A 16,903-nucleotide genomic window follows, 5' to 3' on the forward strand; every position below is an offset into this window, starting at 1 on the left:
CCACGCTTTGGAACGCCCGTGTCCCGCCGCACTCCCCGGCCCCTTGTCGCTCTCTTCACGGCCGGTTATCTGGCCCCGTATCTGCTGCCCACCGTCGTGGGCCGCCTCGGCGACAGTCTCCATCTCACCCCGGCGCAGGCGGGCCTCATCGGCAGTGCGCTGCTGATGAGTTCGGCCGCGGCGGGCTTCGCCTTCGCCGGCCGTGTGGACCGCATGGGCCCCCGCACCCTGGCGAGAGCGGGCCTGCTGCTCGCGGCGCTGGGATACAGCGCGGCCGCGGCGACGTCCTTCGTGCCGCTGGTGGTCATCGGCGCGATGGCCGGAGGCTTCGGCTCGGGCACGGCGACGACGGTCGCCGCGACGGGAATCGCGGGGCAGCGCGACCCGCACCGGGCGTCGACGCTGGGCCTGCTCAGTGTCTCGGCGCTGGCGGGCGCGCTGTATCTGACGATGCCGCATCTGGGTACGGGCCATGCGCTCCCGTTCGCGGCGATCGCGCTGACCGCGCTGGCGACGTGGCCGGCGACCTCCGGCCTGGAGAGCGGCACCGCCGGGCTCCCCACCCCTGCCGGGCAGCCCAGGCCCGCCGGCCCTCTCCCCTTCCGCCGCTCGGGCCTGGTCCTGGCCGCGGCGATGCTCTGCTGGTCGATGGCGCAGAACTCCCTGTGGGGCGTCAGCAGCCGCATCGGCACGGACCAGGCCGGCCTGACGGAGATCACCGTCGGCGCGGTCTTCGCGGTGGCGCTCGGCACGGCGCTCGTGGGCGTACTCGGCGCGGGAGCGCTCGGGTCCCGGCTCGGCCGCGCCACCCCCATCGGCGCGGGCACGGCCCTGATCGCGTGCTGCATCGTGGTGAGCGCCCGCGCGGACGACCTCACGTCGTTCGCGACCGGTGAGATCGCGTGGAACACGCTGTACCCGGTCGTCCTGTCGTACCTGATCGGCCTGGCCGCGTCCCTGGACCCGCTCGGCCGCTGGGCCGTCCTCGTCGGCTCGGCGTCGTCGCTCGGCACGGCCTGCGGGCCGCTCACCGGCAGCGTCCTGTCGCAGACGGCGGGCTACCCGGCGATGGGGGCGACGCTCGCCGTGGCGCTGCTCGTCCTGGCGCTGCCGCTCACGGCGGTGGCGCTGCACACGGGCGGCAGCCCGCTGCTGCGGCCCGGCACGGTCCGCAGGCGGGGCGGCGCCCCCGCCGCTCTGGTGGCCGGCGTGACGGGCGCCCCGGCGGGCGCGGTCCCGCAGATGGGCGCGGCCGAACAGCCGGTCGTGGAGATCACGGTGAGCACGCCCCAACCGGCCCCGACGCAGGAGGAGTTCTCCACGGCGGGACCGCGGGGCGGTTCGGCGGGGCTCGGTCAGTCGTCGAACGCGAACGCGTCGACCTCGGCGAGGTAGCGCGAGCGCAGCTCCTCGTCGTCGTCGAGGAACGACGCGACGAACGAGTTGCGGGCGAGCTCGCGCAGCTGCTCGTGGTCGAGCGTGAGCGCCTCGTGGACCGCGTGGAAGGTGTCTCCGACGTATCCGCCGAAGTAGGACGGGTCGTCGGAGTTCACCGTGCAGAGCAGACCGGCGTCCATCATCCGCGGCAGCGGGTGGTCCTCGAGCACGTCGATGGCGCGCAGCCGCACGTTCGACAGCGGGCACAGCGTCAGGGGCACCCGGTCCCGCACGAGCCGCTCGACGAGCGCCGGGTCCTCGACGCAGCGGAGCCCGTGGTCGATGCGCTCGACGCCGAGCACGTCGAGCGCCTCCCATACGTACGAGGCGTCGCCCTCCTCGCCCGCGTGGGCGACCTTGCGCAGCCCGAGCGCGCCCGCGGCCTCGTACACCTCGCGGAACTTGGAGGCGGGGTTGCCGACCTCGGCGGAGTCGAGGCCGACGCCGACGATCCGGTCGAGGTAGGGCTTCGCGGACTCCAGGGTCTGCATCGCCGACTCGGCGGACTGGTCGCGCAGGAAGCACATGATGAGCCGGGTGGAGACGCCGTGGCGCTCCACGCTCTTCGACAGGGCGGCGCTCAGGCCCTCGACGACGGTCCCGATCGGCACGCCGCGGGCGGTGTGGGCCTGCGGGTCGAAGAAGATCTCGGCGTGCCGCACGCCCTGCGCGGCGGCGCGCGCGAGGTAGGCGTCGGCGAGCTGCTCGAAGTCCTCCTCGGTGCGCAGGACGGCCATCAGGCCGTAGTACAGGTCGAGGAAGGACTGCAGGTCTTCGAAGAGGTAGGCCTTGCGGAGGGCCTCGGTGTCGGCGAACGGCAGGTCGACGCCGTTGCGGGCCGCGAGTTCGAAGGCGAGCTCGGGTTCGAGGGTGCCTTCGATGTGCAGGTGGAGTTCGGCTTTGGGGAGCGAAGCGAGGGACATCAGAGCATGGTACGCCCGGGATTAGACGCGTTTGGGCACCTGTACGCGGTCGAGGTCGCGTGCCACGGTCAGCTCTCCGGTGAAGCCGGCGGCGCGGGCCTGCCGCTCGAACTCCTCGGGGTCGGAGTAGCGCTGGCTGAAGTGGGTGAGCACGAGGTGCCGCACCCCGCCCTCGGCCGCGACGCGCGCGGCCTGCCCGGCGGTCAGGTGCCCGTGATCGGAGGCCAGTTGATGGTCCCCGTCGAGGAACGTCGACTCGATGACGAGCATGTCGCACCCCTCGGCCAGCGCGCTCACCCCGTCGCAGAGCCGGGTGTCCATGACGAACGCGAACCGCTGCCCGCGCCGCACCTCGCTCACGTCGTCGAGGGTGACGCCGCGCAGGGACCCCTCGCGCTGGAGGAGACCCACGTCGGGCCCGCAGATGCCGTGCTCGGCGAGCAGTTCGGGCAGCATGCGGCGCCCGTCGGGCTCCACGAGGCGGTAGCCGTAGGACTCGACGGGGTGGGACAGACGGCGCGCGTCCAGCGTGTACGACGGAGTGTCGGCGAGCACGCCGCCCACGCCGGACACCGGCTCCTCGGCGAGCGCGACGCTCTCGCGGTACGCGGTGGCGTACCGCAGCCGGTCGAAGAACCGCTGCCCGGAGCGCGGGTAGTGCGCCGTGACGGGGTGCGGCACCCGGTCCAGGTTGATGCGCTGGATGACCCCGGCGAGGCCGAGGGAGTGGTCGCCGTGGAAGTGGGTGACGCACAGCCGGTTGAGGTCGTGCGCGGCGACGCCGGCCCGGAGCATCTGGCGCTGCGTGCCCTCGCCGGGATCGAAGAGGATGCCCTCCCCGTCCCAGCGCAGCAGGTAGCCGTTGTGATTGCGGTGCCGTGTGGGCACCTGGCTCGCGGTGCCGAGCACCACCAATTCCCGTACGGACACGGCACGTTGCCCGGCGCCCGCTAGCCGGGGGGCCACTGGAGGCCGCGGCCCCCGAGGACGTGGGCGTGGGCGTGGAAGACGGTCTGGCCCGCGCCGCCGCCGGTGTTGAACACGACGCGGTAGCTGTCGAGCTTCTCCTCGGCGGCGACCTCGCCCGCCTCGCGCAGCACGTCGGCGGCGATCTGCGGCTCGGCGGACGCCAGCGCCGCGACGTCGCGGTGGTGGACGCGCGGGATGACGAGGATGTGGGTCGGCGCCTGCGGGTTGATGTCCCGGAAGGCGACGGTGGTCTCGGTCTCCCTTACCAGCGTGGCCGGGACCTCCCCCGCGACGATCTTGCAGAACAGGCAGTCGGCCTGCGGCTCTCCGGCCACGATCACGTCTCCTCACACCGTCCGGTCACTACGCCGGGAATGCTATCCGGCCCGCCGCCTGCCTCCTGCGACAGGCCTCACTCCCGTACACGCGGTTCCGGGAGTCCGGGTGCCGTGCGCGCCGGGTTCTCGGCGAGCGCCGCCAGCGCGATGCGCACGGCCTCGTCGAGCTGCGGGTCGCGCCCGGCCGCGTGGTCCTGCGGGGCGGCGACCACTTCGACGTCGGGGTCGACGCCGTGGTTCTCGAGCCCCCACTCGTATCCTTCCAGCCACGTCGCGTACTTCGGCTGGGTCACCAGCGTCCCGTCGACGAGCCGGTAGCGGCTGTCGATGCCGATGACGCCGCCCCAGGTGCGTACGCCGACCACGGGGCCGATCCCGAGCGCCTTGATCGCCGCGTTGACGATGTCGCCGTCGGAGCCGGAGAACTCGTTGGCGACGGCCACCACGGGGCCGCGGGACGCGTCCCTCGGGTAGCTGAAGGGGCGCGAGCCGCGCGGCAGAACCCAGCCGACGACCCGGCGGGCCAGCTTCTCGACGACGAGCTGCGAGGTGTGGCCGCCCCGGTTCTCGCGCACGTCGACGATGAGCCCGTCGCGCGCGACCTCGACCCGCAGATCGCGGTGGATCTGCGCCCAGCCGGGCGCCTGCATGTCGGGCACGTGGAGATAGCCGAGGCGGCCGCCCGACTGCTCGTGGACGTAGGCGCGGCGGTCGGCGACCCAGGCGTGGTAGCGCAGGGGCTCCTCGTCGGCGACGGGGACGACGACCGCGTGGCGCGGGTCGCCGCCGCCGGCCGGTGAGACGGTCAGCTCGACGGGCTTGCCCGCCGTGCCCACGAGAAGCGGTCCCGGACCGGTGACGGGGTCCACGGGGCGTCCGGCCACCGCGACGATCGCGTCACCCGCGCGGACGGCGACCCCGGGCGCGGCGAGCGGCGCGTGGGCGAGCGGGTCGGACGTCTCGGTGGGAAGGACGCGATCGATGCGCCAACTGCCGTCCTGGTGGCGGGAGATGTCCGCGCCGAGAAGGCCCTGTCGCCGGTCGCCGCCGCTCCAGCCGCCGCCCGGTGTGACGTAGGCGTGCGAGGTGCCGAGTTCGCCCTGGACCTCCCACAGGAGGTCGACGAGGTCGTCGTGGGTGGCGACCCGGTCGAGGACGGGCCGGTAGCGCTCCAGGACGCCGTCCCAGTCGACGCCGTCCATGTCCGCGCGCCAGAAGTTGTCCCGCATGAGGCGGCCGGCCTCGTCGTACATCTGCCGCCACTCGGCGACGGGGTCGACGGCCTGGCGGACCCGGCTCAGGTCGACCGTGATGTTGGTGTCGCTGTCGTCGTCGGAGGAGGCGCGCCGGTCGCTCGGTACGACCTTGAGCTTGCCGTCGGTCCACAGCAGGACGCGCTTGCCGTCGCCGCTGACGGCCAGGTGGTCGGCGTCGGAGGCGAGGTGTTCGACGCGCTGCTGGGCGAGGTCGTAGCGTTCGAGTTCGCTCTCGGGGTCGGGGTCGTCGGGGGTGGCCCGGGACGCGCCGAGTACGCCCTGGAGCGGGTGCCGCAGCCACAGGACGCCGTCCTTCGCGGCCCGCAGGGTCGTGTAGCGGGCGGCCTCGACGGGGAACGGGACGATGCGGTCGGCGAGCCCTTCGAGGTCGATACGGGTGGTGGGGGTGCCCTCGCTGTCGGGGGTCTCGGCGGCGGGGCTGTCGGGGTTGTCGAAGGGCCGGCCGTGGCGCTGGGGGCCGAACGGGGACGGCGTCGCCGCGGCGAGCGTGATCAGGTGCGGCCGCGAGCCCTCGACGAACGCGAGGTCGAAGACGTGCTCGTCGTAGACCGGGTCGAAGGAGCGCGCGGAGAGAAACGCGAGGTGTTTGCCGTCGAGGGTGAACGCGGGCGCGTAGTCCCGGAACCGCAGCGGGGTCGCCTCCGCCACCGACAGGTCGGCGGTGTTGGCGAGCTTGAGGTGGCGCAGGGGCGAGGGGCCCGGGTGCGACCAGGCGAGCCACGCCGAGTCCGGCGAGAAGACGAGGCCGGTCACGTCGCCGTCCTCGCTGCGGTCGACCTCTCTGACCTCGCCGCTCTCCCGCTCGACCAGCAGGACGCGCCCGTCGTGCGAGGCGACGGCGGCCCGGCTGCCGTCGGGCGCCATCGCGAGGCTCAGGACGCGGCCGAGCCGCCCGGCGGCGAGCCTGCGCGGGGTGGCGCCGGGCGCGATGCCGGTGGCGGGCGCGAACTCCAGGGCGTCGTCGCCCTCGGCGTCCGTCACCCACACCACGTGTTCCTCGCCCTCGACGCGGAAGGTGCGCGGGAGGCGGGCCCGTACGCCTGGTTCGGCGGCCAGCGCGCGGGCCGGCCCCGAGCGGTGGGTGACCCAGTGGACGGCGCCGCGCACGGAGACGGCGCTGCCGCGCGCGGTGTGGTCGGGGGTCGCGTCCCCGAACCAGCGGGCGGCGCTCACGGGGTGGGGCTGGAGGTCGACGCGCTGCCCTCCGAGGCGGATGTCGAGGCGGCGCGGCTCGGCGTCCTCCGCGCCGGCCGCGCTGTCGAGGGCATCCACGATCCACAGCTCACCGGCCGAGGAGTACACGACCCGGGCGCCGTCACTCGCCGCGTGGCGGGCGTAGAAGCCGTCGAGCGGGGTGTGCCTGCGCAGTGAACCGCCGTCCGCGAGGGACGAGTACAGGGCGCCGACGCCTTCGTGGTCGGACAGGAAAGCCACCCGGTCGCCGACCCACATCGGGTACTCGATGTTCCCGTCGAGCTCCTCGTGGAGGCGGACGAACTCGCCGTCGCCCGCCCGGTCGATCCACAGCTTCCCGGCGGTGCCGCCCCGGTAGCGCTTCCACCAGGCGGCCTCGCGGCCCATCGGCGCGGACAGCAGGACGACCTGCCCGCCCGGTCCGGTCACGACGTCGCCCACAGGCCCGTACGGCAGTGTGGTGGCGGGTCCGCCGTCGAGGGGGACGGCCCTCGCCCAGCTGCGGCGCAGGGACGCCTGGCCCTGGGTGCTGAGCGCGAGGACTTGCCCGTCGGGGGTCCAGCCGCGCACCGTCGTCTTCGAACTTCCCCAGTACGTGAGGCGTTTGGAGGGTCCGCCGTCGACCGGGGCGATGTGCACCTCGGGGGCGCCGTCGCGGGTGGACGTCCAGGCGACGGTGGTGCCGTCGGGCGAGATCCGGGGATGGCTGACGGGGACGTTGTCGGCACTGACGCGCCAGGCGCGCCCGCCGTCGAGAGGAGCGACCCAGACGTCGTCCTCGGCCGTGAAGGCGGCCAACTCGCCGTGCAGATGCGGGAACCGGAGATATCCAGAGTGCGCTGTCCGTGTCACCTGATCACCCTAGGCACGCGCGCACGGCCAGGTCAGGGGGTTTGGTCAGTTGCCCCGGATCTGCGCGACGCCACCGCCGGCGAGGGCGGTCAGCCGCCCATCAGCAGCCACTCCTGGAGCTCCACGATGTTGTCCTCGGGGTCCTTGAGGTGGGCGACCCGCATCCGGTCGGTCATCGGCGCGGGCCCGTGGAGGATCTCGGCGCCGCGCGCGACGATCTGCTCGCAGTACTCGTCCAGGTCGTCGACCCGCAGCACGACGAGGGACCGGTGCCCGTCCGGGGCGTCACTCAGATCGCCGATGACCTGCGCCATCAGCGCCCGGTCCTCGAGCCCGATGCCCGCGGAGCCCGCCGTGGGGCTGAACTTCTCGTACGGGCCGTCCTGAGCGCCCGACTGCGGCTTGAGGCCGAGCACGTGCGCGTAGAAGTGGTAACAGGCACGGAAGTCGGTGACGAGGAGTCTGACCTGGGCGAGTTCCACGCGTTCCCCTCGGGGTTGATCAGGACCAGCGGCCGGTGCGGCCGAGGAGCAGCGCCGTCGCGGCGGTCCCCGCGGTCGACGTACGCAAAACGCTACGCCCGAGCCGGTACGGCCGCGCGCCCGCCTCGGCGAACGCGGCGAGCTCATCGGGCGAGACGCCGCCCTCCGGGCCGACCACGAGGACGATGTCCCCGGCCGTGGGAAGCTCCACCGTGGCGAGGGCGCCGCTGTCGCAGTCGCGGTCCTCGTGGAGTACGGCCGCGAAGTCCGCCCCGGCGAGCAGTGCCGCGACCTGCTTGGTCGACGCGGCGTCCGCGACGTCCGGGAAGCGCACCCGGCGGGACTGCTTGCCCGCCTCGCGCGCGGTGGCCCGCCACTTGCCGAGCGCCTTGGCGCCGCGGTCGCCCTTCCACTGCGTGATGCAGCGGGCGGCCTGCCACGGCACGATCGCGTCGACGCCGGTCTCCGTCATGGTCTCGACGGCGAGCTCGCCCCGGTCGCCCTTGGGCAGGGCCTGGACGACGGTGATCCTGGGTGCCTGCGCGGGCTCCTCCCGGGCGGGGCCCGCCGTGACGACGAGCCGGTCCTTGCCCTCGGCGGCCTCCACGACCGCCTCGGTCCAGCACCCGCGGCCGTCGGTCAGGACGACGTCCTCACCGGCGCGCAGCCGCTTCACGGACACCGCGTGCCGTCCCTCGGCCCCGTCGAGCACGAACGTGGTGGCGGACGGCACCTCGTCGACGACGAACACCGGCGCCGTCATGCGGCACCCCGCGCGCCCAACGCGTCCTTCGCCTCCGCGAGTTCCGCCGCGAGCACCTCGACGAGCTGGCCGGCGGGCAGCTCACGGGCGAGCCGGTGGCCCTGCCCGGCCCACAGCGCCATCCCCTGCGGGTCCCCCGCCTTGGCGGCGGCCTTGCGCAGCGTCGACGTCATGTGGTGGATCTGGGGGTAGGCGGCGGGCGCGTACGGGCCGTGTTCGCGCATGAACCGGTTCACGAGGCCGCGCGCGGGGCGGCCCGAGAAGGCCCGCGTCAGCTCGGTCCGCACGAACAGCGGGTTCGTCATGGCCTGCTTGTGCAGGACGTTGGCGCCGGACTCGGGGCAGACCAGGAAGGCCGTGCCGAACTGTCCGGCGTCGGCGCCCGCGGCGAGCACGGCGGCGAGCTGTCCGCCGCGCATGAGTCCGCCGGTGGCGATGATCGGGATCTGTACGGCCTCGCGGACCTGGGCGATCAGCGCGATGAGTCCGATGCCTGATCCGTCGGCCTCCGGGTTGTCCCGGTGGGTGCCCTGGTGGCCGCCCGCCTCGATGCCCTGGACGCACACCGCGTCGGCGCCGGCCCGCTGGGCGGCCTGCGCCTCCTCCGCGGTGGTCACGGTGACGGCGGTGAGGGTGCCGACGCGGGCGAGGGAGTCGAGGACGTCGCGGCTCGGGCAGCCGAAGGTGAAGGTGACGACCGGTACCGGGTCGTCGAGGAGGATCGCGAGCTTCGCGTCGAAGCCGTCGTCGAGGCCGCAGTCCGGGTCCCCGAGCTGCGTCCCGTACCAGGAGGCCTCACCGGCGAGCTGGCTGGCGTAGACGGCGACGGCCGCGGGGTCCGCGTACTCGGACTGCGGCATGAACAGATTGACGCCGAAGGGCTGGTTGGTCAGCCCCCGTAGCTGCTTGATCTCCTGGTACATCCCGTCGGCGGTCTTGTACCCGGCGGCGAGGAATCCGAGCCCGCCGGCCTCCGACACGGCGGCGGCGAGCTGCGGACAGGAGGCACCGCCCGCCATGGGTGCCTGCACGATCGGATAGTGACAGAGATCGGTCAGCGTGGGGGACATGACCGCATCGTGCCACGTCCCCCGCATCGGACCGAATCGGCCCTTCCGCGTGGCATGTGCCACGCGTGATGCGGGGGACGTGGTCCCTGCTCATTGCCTGTGCCGGGCTCGGTCAGCGCCCGTTGAACGCGTCCTTCAACCGGGAGAACAGCCCCTGCTGCCCCGGCTGGAACTGCCCCGTGGGCCGCTCCTCGCCGCGCAGCTTCGCCAGCTCACGCAGTACGCGCTCCTGCTCCGGGTCGAGCTTGGTCGGCGTCAGGACCTCGACGTGCACGATGAGGTCACCGCGGCCGCCGCCGCGCAGGTGCGTGATGCCGCGCCCGTGCAGCGGGACCGACTGGCCGGACTGCGTGCCCGGCCGGATGTCGATCTCCTCCAGGCCGTCGAGCGTCTCCAGCGGCACCTTGGTGCCGAGCGCCGCGGCCGTCATCGGGATGGTGACGGTGCAGTGGAGATCGTCGCCGCGCCGCTGGAAGACGGGGTGCGGCAGCTCGTGGATCTCGACGTACAGGTCACCGGCGGGGCCGCCGCCGGGGCCGACCTCGCCCTCGCCCGCGAGCTGGATCCGCGTGCCGTTGTCGACGCCGGCCGGGATCTTCACCGTGAGCGTGCGCCGCGAGCGGATGCGGCCGTCACCGGCGCACTCCGGGCACGGCGTCGGCACGACGGTGCCGAAGCCCTGGCACTGCGGGCACGGCCGCGACGTCATGACCTGGCCGAGGAAGGACCGCGTGACCTGGGACACCTCGCCGCGGCCGCGGCACATGTCACAGGTCTGCGCGGACGTACCCGGCGCGGCACCTTCGCCGCTGCAGGTCGTACAGACGATGGCCGTGTCGACCTGAATGTCCTTGGTGGTCCCGAAGGCGGCCTCGTCCAGCTCGATCTCGAGCCGGATCATGGCGTCCTGGCCGCGGCGCGTGCGCGACCGGGGACCACGCTGGGACGCCGTTCCGAAGAACGCGTCCATGATGTCGGAGAAGTTCCCGAAGCCACCGGCGCCGAAGCCGCCGGCCCCGCCTCCGCCCGCCTGCGAGAGCGGGTCGCCACCGAGGTCGTAGACCTGCTTCTTCTGCGGGTCCGACAACACCTCGTAGGCGGCGTTGATCTCCTTGAACCGCTCCTGTGTCTTCGGGTCCGGATTCACATCCGGGTGAAGCTCACGGGCCAGCCTGCGGAAGGCCTTCTTGATCTCGTCCTGGGAGGCGTCGCGGCGCACGCCGAGTACGGCGTAGTAGTCCGTGGCCACTTACGACTCCGCCAGGATCTGTCCGACGTAACGTGCCACTGCGCGTACTGCTCCCATCGTTCCCGGGTAATCCATGCGGGTCGGTCCGACCACGCCGAGTTTGGCGACTGCCTCGCTGCCCGAACCGTAGCCGACCGAGACCACGGAGGTGGAGCTGAGTCCCTCATGGGCGTTCTCGTGACCGATCCGTACGGCCATGCCCGAATCGTTTACCTCACCAAGGAGCTTGAGGAGCACGACCTGCTCCTCAAGGGCCTCCAGGACGGGCCGGATGGTGAGGGGAAAGTCATGTCCGAAGCGGGTGAGATTGGCGGTGCCGCCGATCATCAGCCGCTCCTCGGTCTCCTCGACGAGTGTCTCCAGGAGAGTGGAGAGCACCGTCGAGACCGTGCCGCGGTCCTCCGCGTCGAAGGACTCCGGCAGGTCCTGCACCAGCTGCGGGACGTCCGCGAAGCGGCGTCCCGCGACCCGGCTGTTGAGCCGGGCCCGCAGATCGGCGAGAGAGGTCTCGCCGAACGGCGCCGGGCAGTCGATCATCCGCTGCTCGACGCGGCCCGTGTCCGTGATCAGTACGAGCATCAGACGGGCGGCGGCGAGCGAGAGCAGTTCCACGTGGCGCACGGTGGACCGCGTCAGGGACGGGTACTGCACCACGGCGACCTGCCGCGTCAGCTGCGCGAGCAGCCGCACGGTCCGGCCGACGACGTCGTCGAGGTCGACGGCGCCGTCGAGGAAGTTCTGGATGGCGCGGCGCTCGGGCCCCGTCATCGGCTTGACCGCCGTCAGCTTGTCCACGAACAGGCGGTACCCCTTGTCGGTGGGGATCCGCCCGGCGCTCGTGTGGGGCTGGGCGATGAAGCCCTCCTCCTCGAGCGCCGCCATGTCGTTGCGCACCGTCGCCGGTGAGACGCCGAGACTGTGCCGCTCGGTGAGCGCCTTGGAGCCGACCGGCTCCTCGGTCCCCACGTAGTCCTGGACGATGGCGCGCAGCACTTCGAGCCTGCGTTCACTGAGCATTCGCGCGCACCTCCAGCTGTGTCGTCCGCGGCTGGCACTCGGTGCGGCCGAGTGCCAATGGTCTCCGGGTCAGTGTACGGCCGGTGGGTACGGGCCCGGCAAGGGCGCTAGCGTCGGACCCATGGACGACCTGGACTGGAATGAGGTGGGCTGGGAGGAGCTGTCCGCTCGGGCGGGGCGGATCCGGCTGGCGGGCTGGGACTGCACGACGGGCCTTGTGGTGGGCGACGGGGCGGCGTTGCTGATCGACACGGGTTCATCACTTCGTGAGGGTGCGGCGCTGCGGGCGGACACCCGGCGCCTCATCGGCCCGCACGCGCGCGTGACGCATATCGCGCTGACGCACCCCCATTTCGACCATGTTCTGGGCACGGCGGCGTTCGCCGGTGTCGAGGTGTACGGCGCCGCGGGCATCGACACGGTGTTCACGCGGGGCCGCGACGAACTGCGGGCGTCCGCGGTCGCGCACGGCGTGCCGCGCGAGGAGGCGGCCGATGCGGTGGACGTGCTCGTCGTGCCGCACCACCGGGTGTGCGGGGAGTGGACGCTCGATCTGGGCGGCGGGCTCCAGGTGCTGCTCGCGAACGTGGGCCCGGCGCACAGCGGGCACGACCTGGCGGTCCTGGTGCCGGGCACGCCCGAGGTCGTGTTCTGCGGCGACCTGGTCGAGGAGTCGGGCGAGCCGCAGGCGGGCCGTGACGCGGTGCCGTCGCGCTGGCCGGCCGCCCTCGACCGGCTGCTGGAACTGGGCGGCGAGGACGCCGTGTACGTCCCCGGGCACGGAGCCGCGGTGAATGCGGAGTTTGTCCGTGCGCAGCGCGCCGCACTGGCGGCGCGTTTCGGCGTGTCGTAACCGCACGGCAGTTCGCACTCCTATCGTCTGCACCATGCTCCCACCCGTCTCCCGCCACCGCCCTTCCCACGAGGGCCCTTCGGGCCCGCGGCACCGTCAGTATTCCCCTGACCTCACCCCACCCTGGACGAAGCAGCAGGCCGCGCCCGAGGTGGCGGCGGACGTGGATCTCGTGGTCGAGGAGGTCACGACCGGGTTCTGCGGGGCGGTCGTCCGCTGCGAGAAGACGGCCCAGGGCCCGACGGTGACCCTGGAGGACCGCTTCGGCAAGCATCGGGTGTTCCCCATGGACCCGCGCGGCTTCCTGCTCGAAGGCCGGGTCGTCACCCTCGTACGTCCCGTGGCCGCGGCGCCCGTACGTCCCACGCGCACGGCCTCCGGGTCGCTCGCGGTCCCCGGGGCGCGGGCGCGGGTCGCGCGGGCCGGGCGCATCTATGTCGAGGGCCGGCACGACGCGGAGCTGGTGGAGCGGGTCTGGGGCGACGACCTGCGCATCGAGGGTGTGGTCGTGGAGTACCTGGAGGGCGTCGACGACCTGCCCGCGATCGTCGCCGAATTCGCTCCGGGGCCGGACGCGCGGCTCGGCGTCCTCGTCGACCATCTGGTGCCCGGCTCGAAGGAGTCACGGATCGCGGCGCAGGTCACCGGCGAGCACGCGCTGGTCGTCGGTCACCCCTACATCGACGTGTGGGAGGCCGTGAAGCCGTCGGCCGTGGGCATCCGGGCGTGGCCCCGGGTGCCGCGCGGCCAGGACTGGAAGACGGGCGTGTGCCGGGCGCTCGGCTGGCCGGAGAACACCGGCGGCGCCTGGCAGCACATCCTGTCGCGGGTGCGCAGCTACCGCGACCTGGAGCCCGAACTCCTGGGCAGGGTCGAGGAGTTGATCGACTTCGTGACGCTGCCCGCGGACCCGGCCTAGGGAGTGCCCGCGAGCCGCCTCAGTCGACGAGGTCGCGGACGACCGCGTCGGCGAGGAGCCGTCCGCGCAGGGTGAGGACGGCACGCCCGGACTCGTACGGGGCCGCTTCGAGCAGGCCGTCCGCCAGGGCCCGGCCTGCGGCGGCGCGGCCGGCCGGCTTCAGGAGCGACAGCGGGCAGCCCTCCAGGAGGCGCAGCTCCAGCAGAATGCGCTCGACGCGCCGGTCCTCGTCCGAGAGGAGCTCGCGACCGGCGCCGGGCGAACGCCCCTCGGCGAGACGTCCGGCGTAGGCGCCCGGGTGCTTCACGTTCCACCAGCGCACCCCGCCGACGTGGCTGTGCGCGCCGGGGCCCGCGCCCCACCAGTCGGCGCCGCGCCAGTACAGCTCGTTGTGCAGGCAGCGCCCGGCGTCGGTGGTGGCCCAGTTCGACACCTCGTACCAGTCGAAGCCCGCACCGCCGAGGACCTCGTCCGCGATCAGATAGCGGTCCGCGTGGACGTCGTCGTCCGTCATCGGGACCTCACCGCGGCGGATGCGCCGGGCGAGCTGGGTGCCCTCCTCGACGATCAGCGCGTACGCCGACACATGGTCGGGCCCGGCGCCGATGGCCGCCTCCAGCGAGGCCCGCCAGTCGTCGTCGCTCTCGCCGGGGGTGCCGTAGATCAGGTCGAGGTTGACGTGGTCGAAGCCCGCGGCGCGCGCCTCGGCGACGCAGGCCTCGGGGCGGCCGGGGGTGTGGGTGCGGTCGAGGATCTTCAGGACGTGCTGCCTGGCGCTCTGCATGCCGAAGGAGATCCGGTTGAAGCCGCCCTCGCGGAGGGTCTCCAGGTAGGCGGGGCCGACGGACTCGGGGTTGGCCTCCGTCGTCACCTCGGCGTCGGGCGCGAGCCCGAACTCGTCACGGATCGCCCCGAGCATGCGCACGAGGTCGTCGGCCGCGAGGAGCGTCGGGGTGCCGCCGCCGACGAAGACGGTGCGCACCTGGCGCGGGTCGTCGCCGAGAACCTTGCGGGCGAGGCGGACCTCGTCGACGAGGGTGTCCGCGTAGTTGTCACGCGAGGCGAGCACACCACCGGAGCCGCGCAGCTCGGTCGCGGTGTACGTGTTGAAGTCGCAGTAGCCGCAGCGCGTGGCGCAGTACGGGACGTGCAGATAGAACCCGAGGGGCCGGTCCGCCGCCCCGGCCAGGGCGGAGGCGGGCAGCGCGCCGTCGTCGGGGACGGGCTCACCGTCGGGGAGTGCGGAAGGCATGGACCCATTGTCCCGCAGCCGTGAGGTTGTCCTCACGGCCGCGGCCGTGAGGACTCACCGGGCCTGCAGCACCAGCAGCGCCAGGTCGTCGTCCGGTGGGCTTTCGGAGAATTCGTGGACCAGGCGTCTGATCCGTTCGGCGAGCAGAGGTGCGGTGAGGCCCGCGCAGCCGGCGAGGGCGTGGGAGAGGCCGTCGCCGTCGTCGAACTGGCGGTGGCCGTCCCGGCGCTCCGTCACCCCGTCCGTGACGCACAGGAGGGTGTCGCCGTCGTGGAGGACGAGGCTCTCACTGGTGTAGCCGGGATCGTCGACGACGCCGAGGAGCACCTGGGGCTCGGCGGCGCTCTCGACCAGGCCGTCGGGCCGCAGCAGGAGCGGCAGCGGATGTCCGGCGGAGGCCAGGGTGCAGTGCGTTCCGTCCCCGGTGGGCACCAGCTCCCCGTAGAGCAGGGAGAGGAAGCGGGGCGCGCCCTCGGATGCGAGGCCCTGGCCGCCCGCGGCGGCGAGCGCGCGGGCAGCCGCGTCGGCCGCCTCCGTGGCGTCGTCGAGGAGGAGCCGGTTGAGCCGGTCGAGGACCTCGGCGACCTGGTAGCCCTCGCGGGCGAGCAGCCGCAGCCAGGGCCGGGCGAGGCCGATGACGACGGCCGCCTCGGGGCCCTTTCCCTGGACGTCGCCGAGCGCGAAGCACCAGCGGCCGTCGCCGGCGGGGAACACGTCGTAGAAGTCGCCGCCCGGGCCGCCCGCGTCGCGCGGCTCGTACACGAGCGCGGACTCGATGCCGGGGATCTCCGCGACGGCGGAGGGCAGCAGTCCGCGCTGGAGGATGCGGCTGATGGTGGCCTGCCGGGTGTAGCGGCGGGCCGCGCTGACGGCGAGGGCGACGCGGCGGGCGAAGTCCTCGACGAGGCCGGTGACCTCGTCGGGGAAGCGCGTCAGACCGGCTCGTCCGATGAGGAGGGTGCCCACCGCGCGGCCGCCCGCGCTGAGGCGGTAGGCGAGCGCGGCGCCCGCCGGGTCGCCGCCGAGGCTCTCGAAGGGCCACGGCACGGGGACGGCCGCGCTTCGCGCCGCGTCGGTGGGCTGCGGCGGGTCCTTCTCCAGGATCTTGCGGAGTTCCTCCATGCGGTTCTCGCTGGTGTGCCAGACGCGGGCGAGGCGGGGCGAGGCGAGGGCGCCGGTGCCACGGCCCGCACGGTCGGCGGCGCCCCGGTCGGGCCTGCCGTCCTCGTCGTCGAGCCAGACGGCGCACCAGTCGGCCATGCGCGGCACCAGCATCTGTCCGGCGAGTGAGGCGACCTGGTCCTCGTCGAGCTGTCCGGCGAGCAGGTCGGAGGCCTCGGCGAGGAAGGAGAGCGCCCCCCGGTTGACCCAGTCCTGGTCATGGGGGAAGCGGCGCGGGGTGGGAGCCAGTAAGTCCGCGGCGCGCAGCCCGCGCTGAAAGGTTCTTGCGCCGGGGTACGCCTCGGGGTCGTCGCCGCGCCGGCCGGCCTCGTCGACGGGGAGGCGGGCCCAGACGGTCTTGGTGCCGGGCTGGTACGTGATGCCCCAGGCGTCGGAGAGAGAGGCCACGAGGCGCAGCCCGCGCCCGCACTCGGGGGTGTCGGGGCCCATGTCGATGCGGTCGCTGCGGACGGCGCGGGCGGGGTGATGGTCGGAGACCTCGATGACGAGGGCGGTGGGCCCGCACGCGCCGTCCGGGTCGTCGGGGTGACCGGTTTCGAGGCGGCACAGCAGCTCGACATTGGTGCCGGCGTGGACCACGGCGTTCGTGACGAGTTCGCTGAGTACGACCACGGCGTCGTCGGCGAGCCGGTCGCCGCCGCCGGACGTGGCGGTCGGTCCGAGCTCGGCCCAGTCGGCGAGAGCGCCCCGTACGAAGCGGCGCGCCGCAGCCGGGGCCAGGGGGTTTCCGGGCAGCGAGGTCCGCACGACGGCCGGTGCTCCCGGGGGACGGGAGGGCTCGTCGGTGGCGTACGTGGTCTCCCGTTGCAGCGGAATGGACCCCACGGTGCGGCTCCTGAGCAGTTCGGGCGATGACGCCTCAGGCGACACGGAACAGAGTGACAGACTGATCCCGCCCATAAGCACCGAGTTACCGAAGTGGGCCACCATGAGCGAGAACAGTGCTACACGTGGCCTCGATCCGGGCCGGATCGAGGCCACCGAACCGCGTGCGCTTCTCGCCGCACCGAACTGCGTGCGCTGCTCGCCGCGAGGACGTCGGCGCGGCACGGCGCCTTCACCAGGGCCCCGGAGACCGGGGAGGGCCTGGCGGCCCGACTCGGCGCGTCGAGCTGCGCGGCAGCCA

At 73.4% G+C, this 16,903-nt stretch carries 14 protein-coding genes; 3 read left to right on the top strand and 11 right to left on the bottom strand.

Annotation, left to right across the window (positions count from 1 at the left end; genetic code table 11):
* The first annotated feature begins 18 nt into the window (after positions 1 to 18).
* Positions 19 to 1,395 carry an MFS transporter gene (locus ACZ67T_RS29710; RefSeq protein ID WP_469988075.1) on the top strand — a complete coding sequence of 459 codons (1,377 nt, stop codon included), beginning with the start codon at positions 19 to 21 and terminating at the stop codon, positions 1,393 to 1,395.
* Here ACZ67T_RS29710 and ACZ67T_RS29715 read toward each other — a convergent pair.
* From ACZ67T_RS29715 to hrcA, 9 genes are all read right to left on the bottom strand, one after another.
* The gene (locus ACZ67T_RS29715; RefSeq protein ID WP_469988076.1) at positions 1,356 to 2,360 is read right to left on the bottom strand and encodes an adenosine deaminase; all 1,005 of its coding nucleotides are present in this window, start codon (positions 2,358 to 2,360) and stop codon (positions 1,356 to 1,358) included. The two genes, ACZ67T_RS29710 and ACZ67T_RS29715, sit on opposite strands and share 40 nt — an antisense overlap.
* Before the next feature lie 21 nt (positions 2,361 to 2,381).
* Entirely contained in the window at positions 2,382 to 3,290 is a 909-nt protein-coding gene (locus ACZ67T_RS29720; RefSeq protein WP_469988077.1) for a ribonuclease Z, read from the bottom strand.
* 20 nt (positions 3,291 to 3,310) lie between these two features.
* Positions 3,311 to 3,664: a histidine triad nucleotide-binding protein gene (locus ACZ67T_RS29725; RefSeq protein ID WP_469988078.1), complete on the bottom strand. Its 354-nt coding sequence runs from the start codon at positions 3,662 to 3,664 to the stop codon at positions 3,311 to 3,313.
* A gap of 77 nt (positions 3,665 to 3,741) precedes the next feature.
* Entirely contained in the window at positions 3,742 to 6,990 is a 3,249-nt protein-coding gene (locus ACZ67T_RS29730; protein WP_469988079.1) for a S41 family peptidase, read from the bottom strand.
* Positions 6,991 to 7,079: 89 nt separating this feature from the next.
* Positions 7,080 to 7,472 carry a VOC family protein gene (locus tag ACZ67T_RS29735; RefSeq protein WP_469988080.1) on the bottom strand — a complete coding sequence of 131 codons (393 nt, stop codon included), beginning with the start codon at positions 7,470 to 7,472 and terminating at the stop codon, positions 7,080 to 7,082.
* A gap of 19 nt (positions 7,473 to 7,491) precedes the next feature.
* Positions 7,492 to 8,235, bottom strand: a complete 744-nt coding sequence (locus ACZ67T_RS29740) for a 16S rRNA (uracil(1498)-N(3))-methyltransferase (RefSeq protein ID WP_469988081.1) — start codon at positions 8,233 to 8,235, stop codon at positions 7,492 to 7,494.
* A complete protein-coding gene (locus ACZ67T_RS29745) occupies positions 8,232 to 9,305 on the bottom strand; it encodes a nitronate monooxygenase (RefSeq protein ID WP_469988082.1) in 1,074 nt (357 codons plus the stop codon). Before ACZ67T_RS29745 ends, ACZ67T_RS29740 begins: the two co-directional genes overlap by 4 nt.
* A gap of 112 nt (positions 9,306 to 9,417) precedes the next feature.
* Positions 9,418 to 10,554 (bottom strand): molecular chaperone DnaJ, encoded by a 1,137-nt coding sequence (gene dnaJ / locus ACZ67T_RS29750; RefSeq protein ID WP_469988083.1) that lies wholly within the window; start codon positions 10,552 to 10,554, stop codon positions 9,418 to 9,420.
* Positions 10,555 to 11,571, bottom strand: a complete 1,017-nt coding sequence (hrcA, locus tag ACZ67T_RS29755; RefSeq protein ID WP_100594252.1) for a heat-inducible transcriptional repressor HrcA — start codon at positions 11,569 to 11,571, stop codon at positions 10,555 to 10,557.
* Positions 11,572 to 11,692: 121 nt separating this feature from the next.
* Here hrcA and ACZ67T_RS29760 point away from each other — a divergent pair, with 121 nt between their 5' ends.
* Both ACZ67T_RS29760 and ACZ67T_RS29765 read left to right on the top strand, forming a co-directional pair.
* Positions 11,693 to 12,424, top strand: coding sequence for an MBL fold metallo-hydrolase (locus ACZ67T_RS29760; RefSeq protein WP_469988084.1), 732 nt, complete (start codon positions 11,693 to 11,695; stop codon positions 12,422 to 12,424).
* 34 nt (positions 12,425 to 12,458) lie between these two features.
* Positions 12,459 to 13,343: a DUF3097 domain-containing protein gene (locus ACZ67T_RS29765; RefSeq protein ID WP_469988085.1), complete on the top strand. Its 885-nt coding sequence runs from the start codon at positions 12,459 to 12,461 to the stop codon at positions 13,341 to 13,343.
* 19 nt (positions 13,344 to 13,362) lie between these two features.
* On the opposite strand, the gene hemW is transcribed toward ACZ67T_RS29765, so the two are convergent.
* Both hemW and ACZ67T_RS29775 read right to left on the bottom strand, forming a co-directional pair.
* On the bottom strand, positions 13,363 to 14,595 hold the full coding sequence (gene hemW / locus ACZ67T_RS29770) for a radical SAM family heme chaperone HemW (RefSeq protein ID WP_469988086.1): 1,233 nt from the start codon (positions 14,593 to 14,595) through the stop codon (positions 13,363 to 13,365).
* 54 nt (positions 14,596 to 14,649) lie between these two features.
* Complete coding sequence (locus ACZ67T_RS29775) at positions 14,650 to 16,602, bottom strand: SpoIIE family protein phosphatase (protein WP_469988087.1); 1,953 nt, start codon at positions 16,600 to 16,602, stop codon at positions 14,650 to 14,652.
* Positions 16,603 to 16,903 lie beyond the last annotated feature (301 nt).

Source organism: Streptomyces sp. NPDC107517, from assembly GCF_055582645.1.

Bases quoted from the DNA above. Each gene is read 5' to 3' on its own strand.
- ACZ67T_RS29745 (WP_469988082.1), bottom strand. From the start codon at position 9,305: ATGTCCCCCACGCTGACCGATCTCTGTCACTATCCGATCGTGCAGGCA.
- ACZ67T_RS29740 (WP_469988081.1), bottom strand. From the start codon at position 8,235: ATGACGGCGCCGGTGTTCGTCGTCGACGAGGTGCCGTCCGCCACCACG.
- hrcA (WP_100594252.1), bottom strand. From the start codon at position 11,571: ATGCTCAGTGAACGCAGGCTCGAAGTGCTGCGCGCCATCGTCCAGGAC.
- hemW (WP_469988086.1), bottom strand. From the start codon at position 14,595: ATGCCTTCCGCACTCCCCGACGGTGAGCCCGTCCCCGACGACGGCGCG.
- ACZ67T_RS29760 (WP_469988084.1), top strand. From the start codon at position 11,693: ATGGACGACCTGGACTGGAATGAGGTGGGCTGGGAGGAGCTGTCCGCT.
- ACZ67T_RS29765 (WP_469988085.1), top strand. From the start codon at position 12,459: ATGCTCCCACCCGTCTCCCGCCACCGCCCTTCCCACGAGGGCCCTTCG.
- ACZ67T_RS29715 (WP_469988076.1), bottom strand. From the start codon at position 2,360: ATGTCCCTCGCTTCGCTCCCCAAAGCCGAACTCCACCTGCACATCGAA.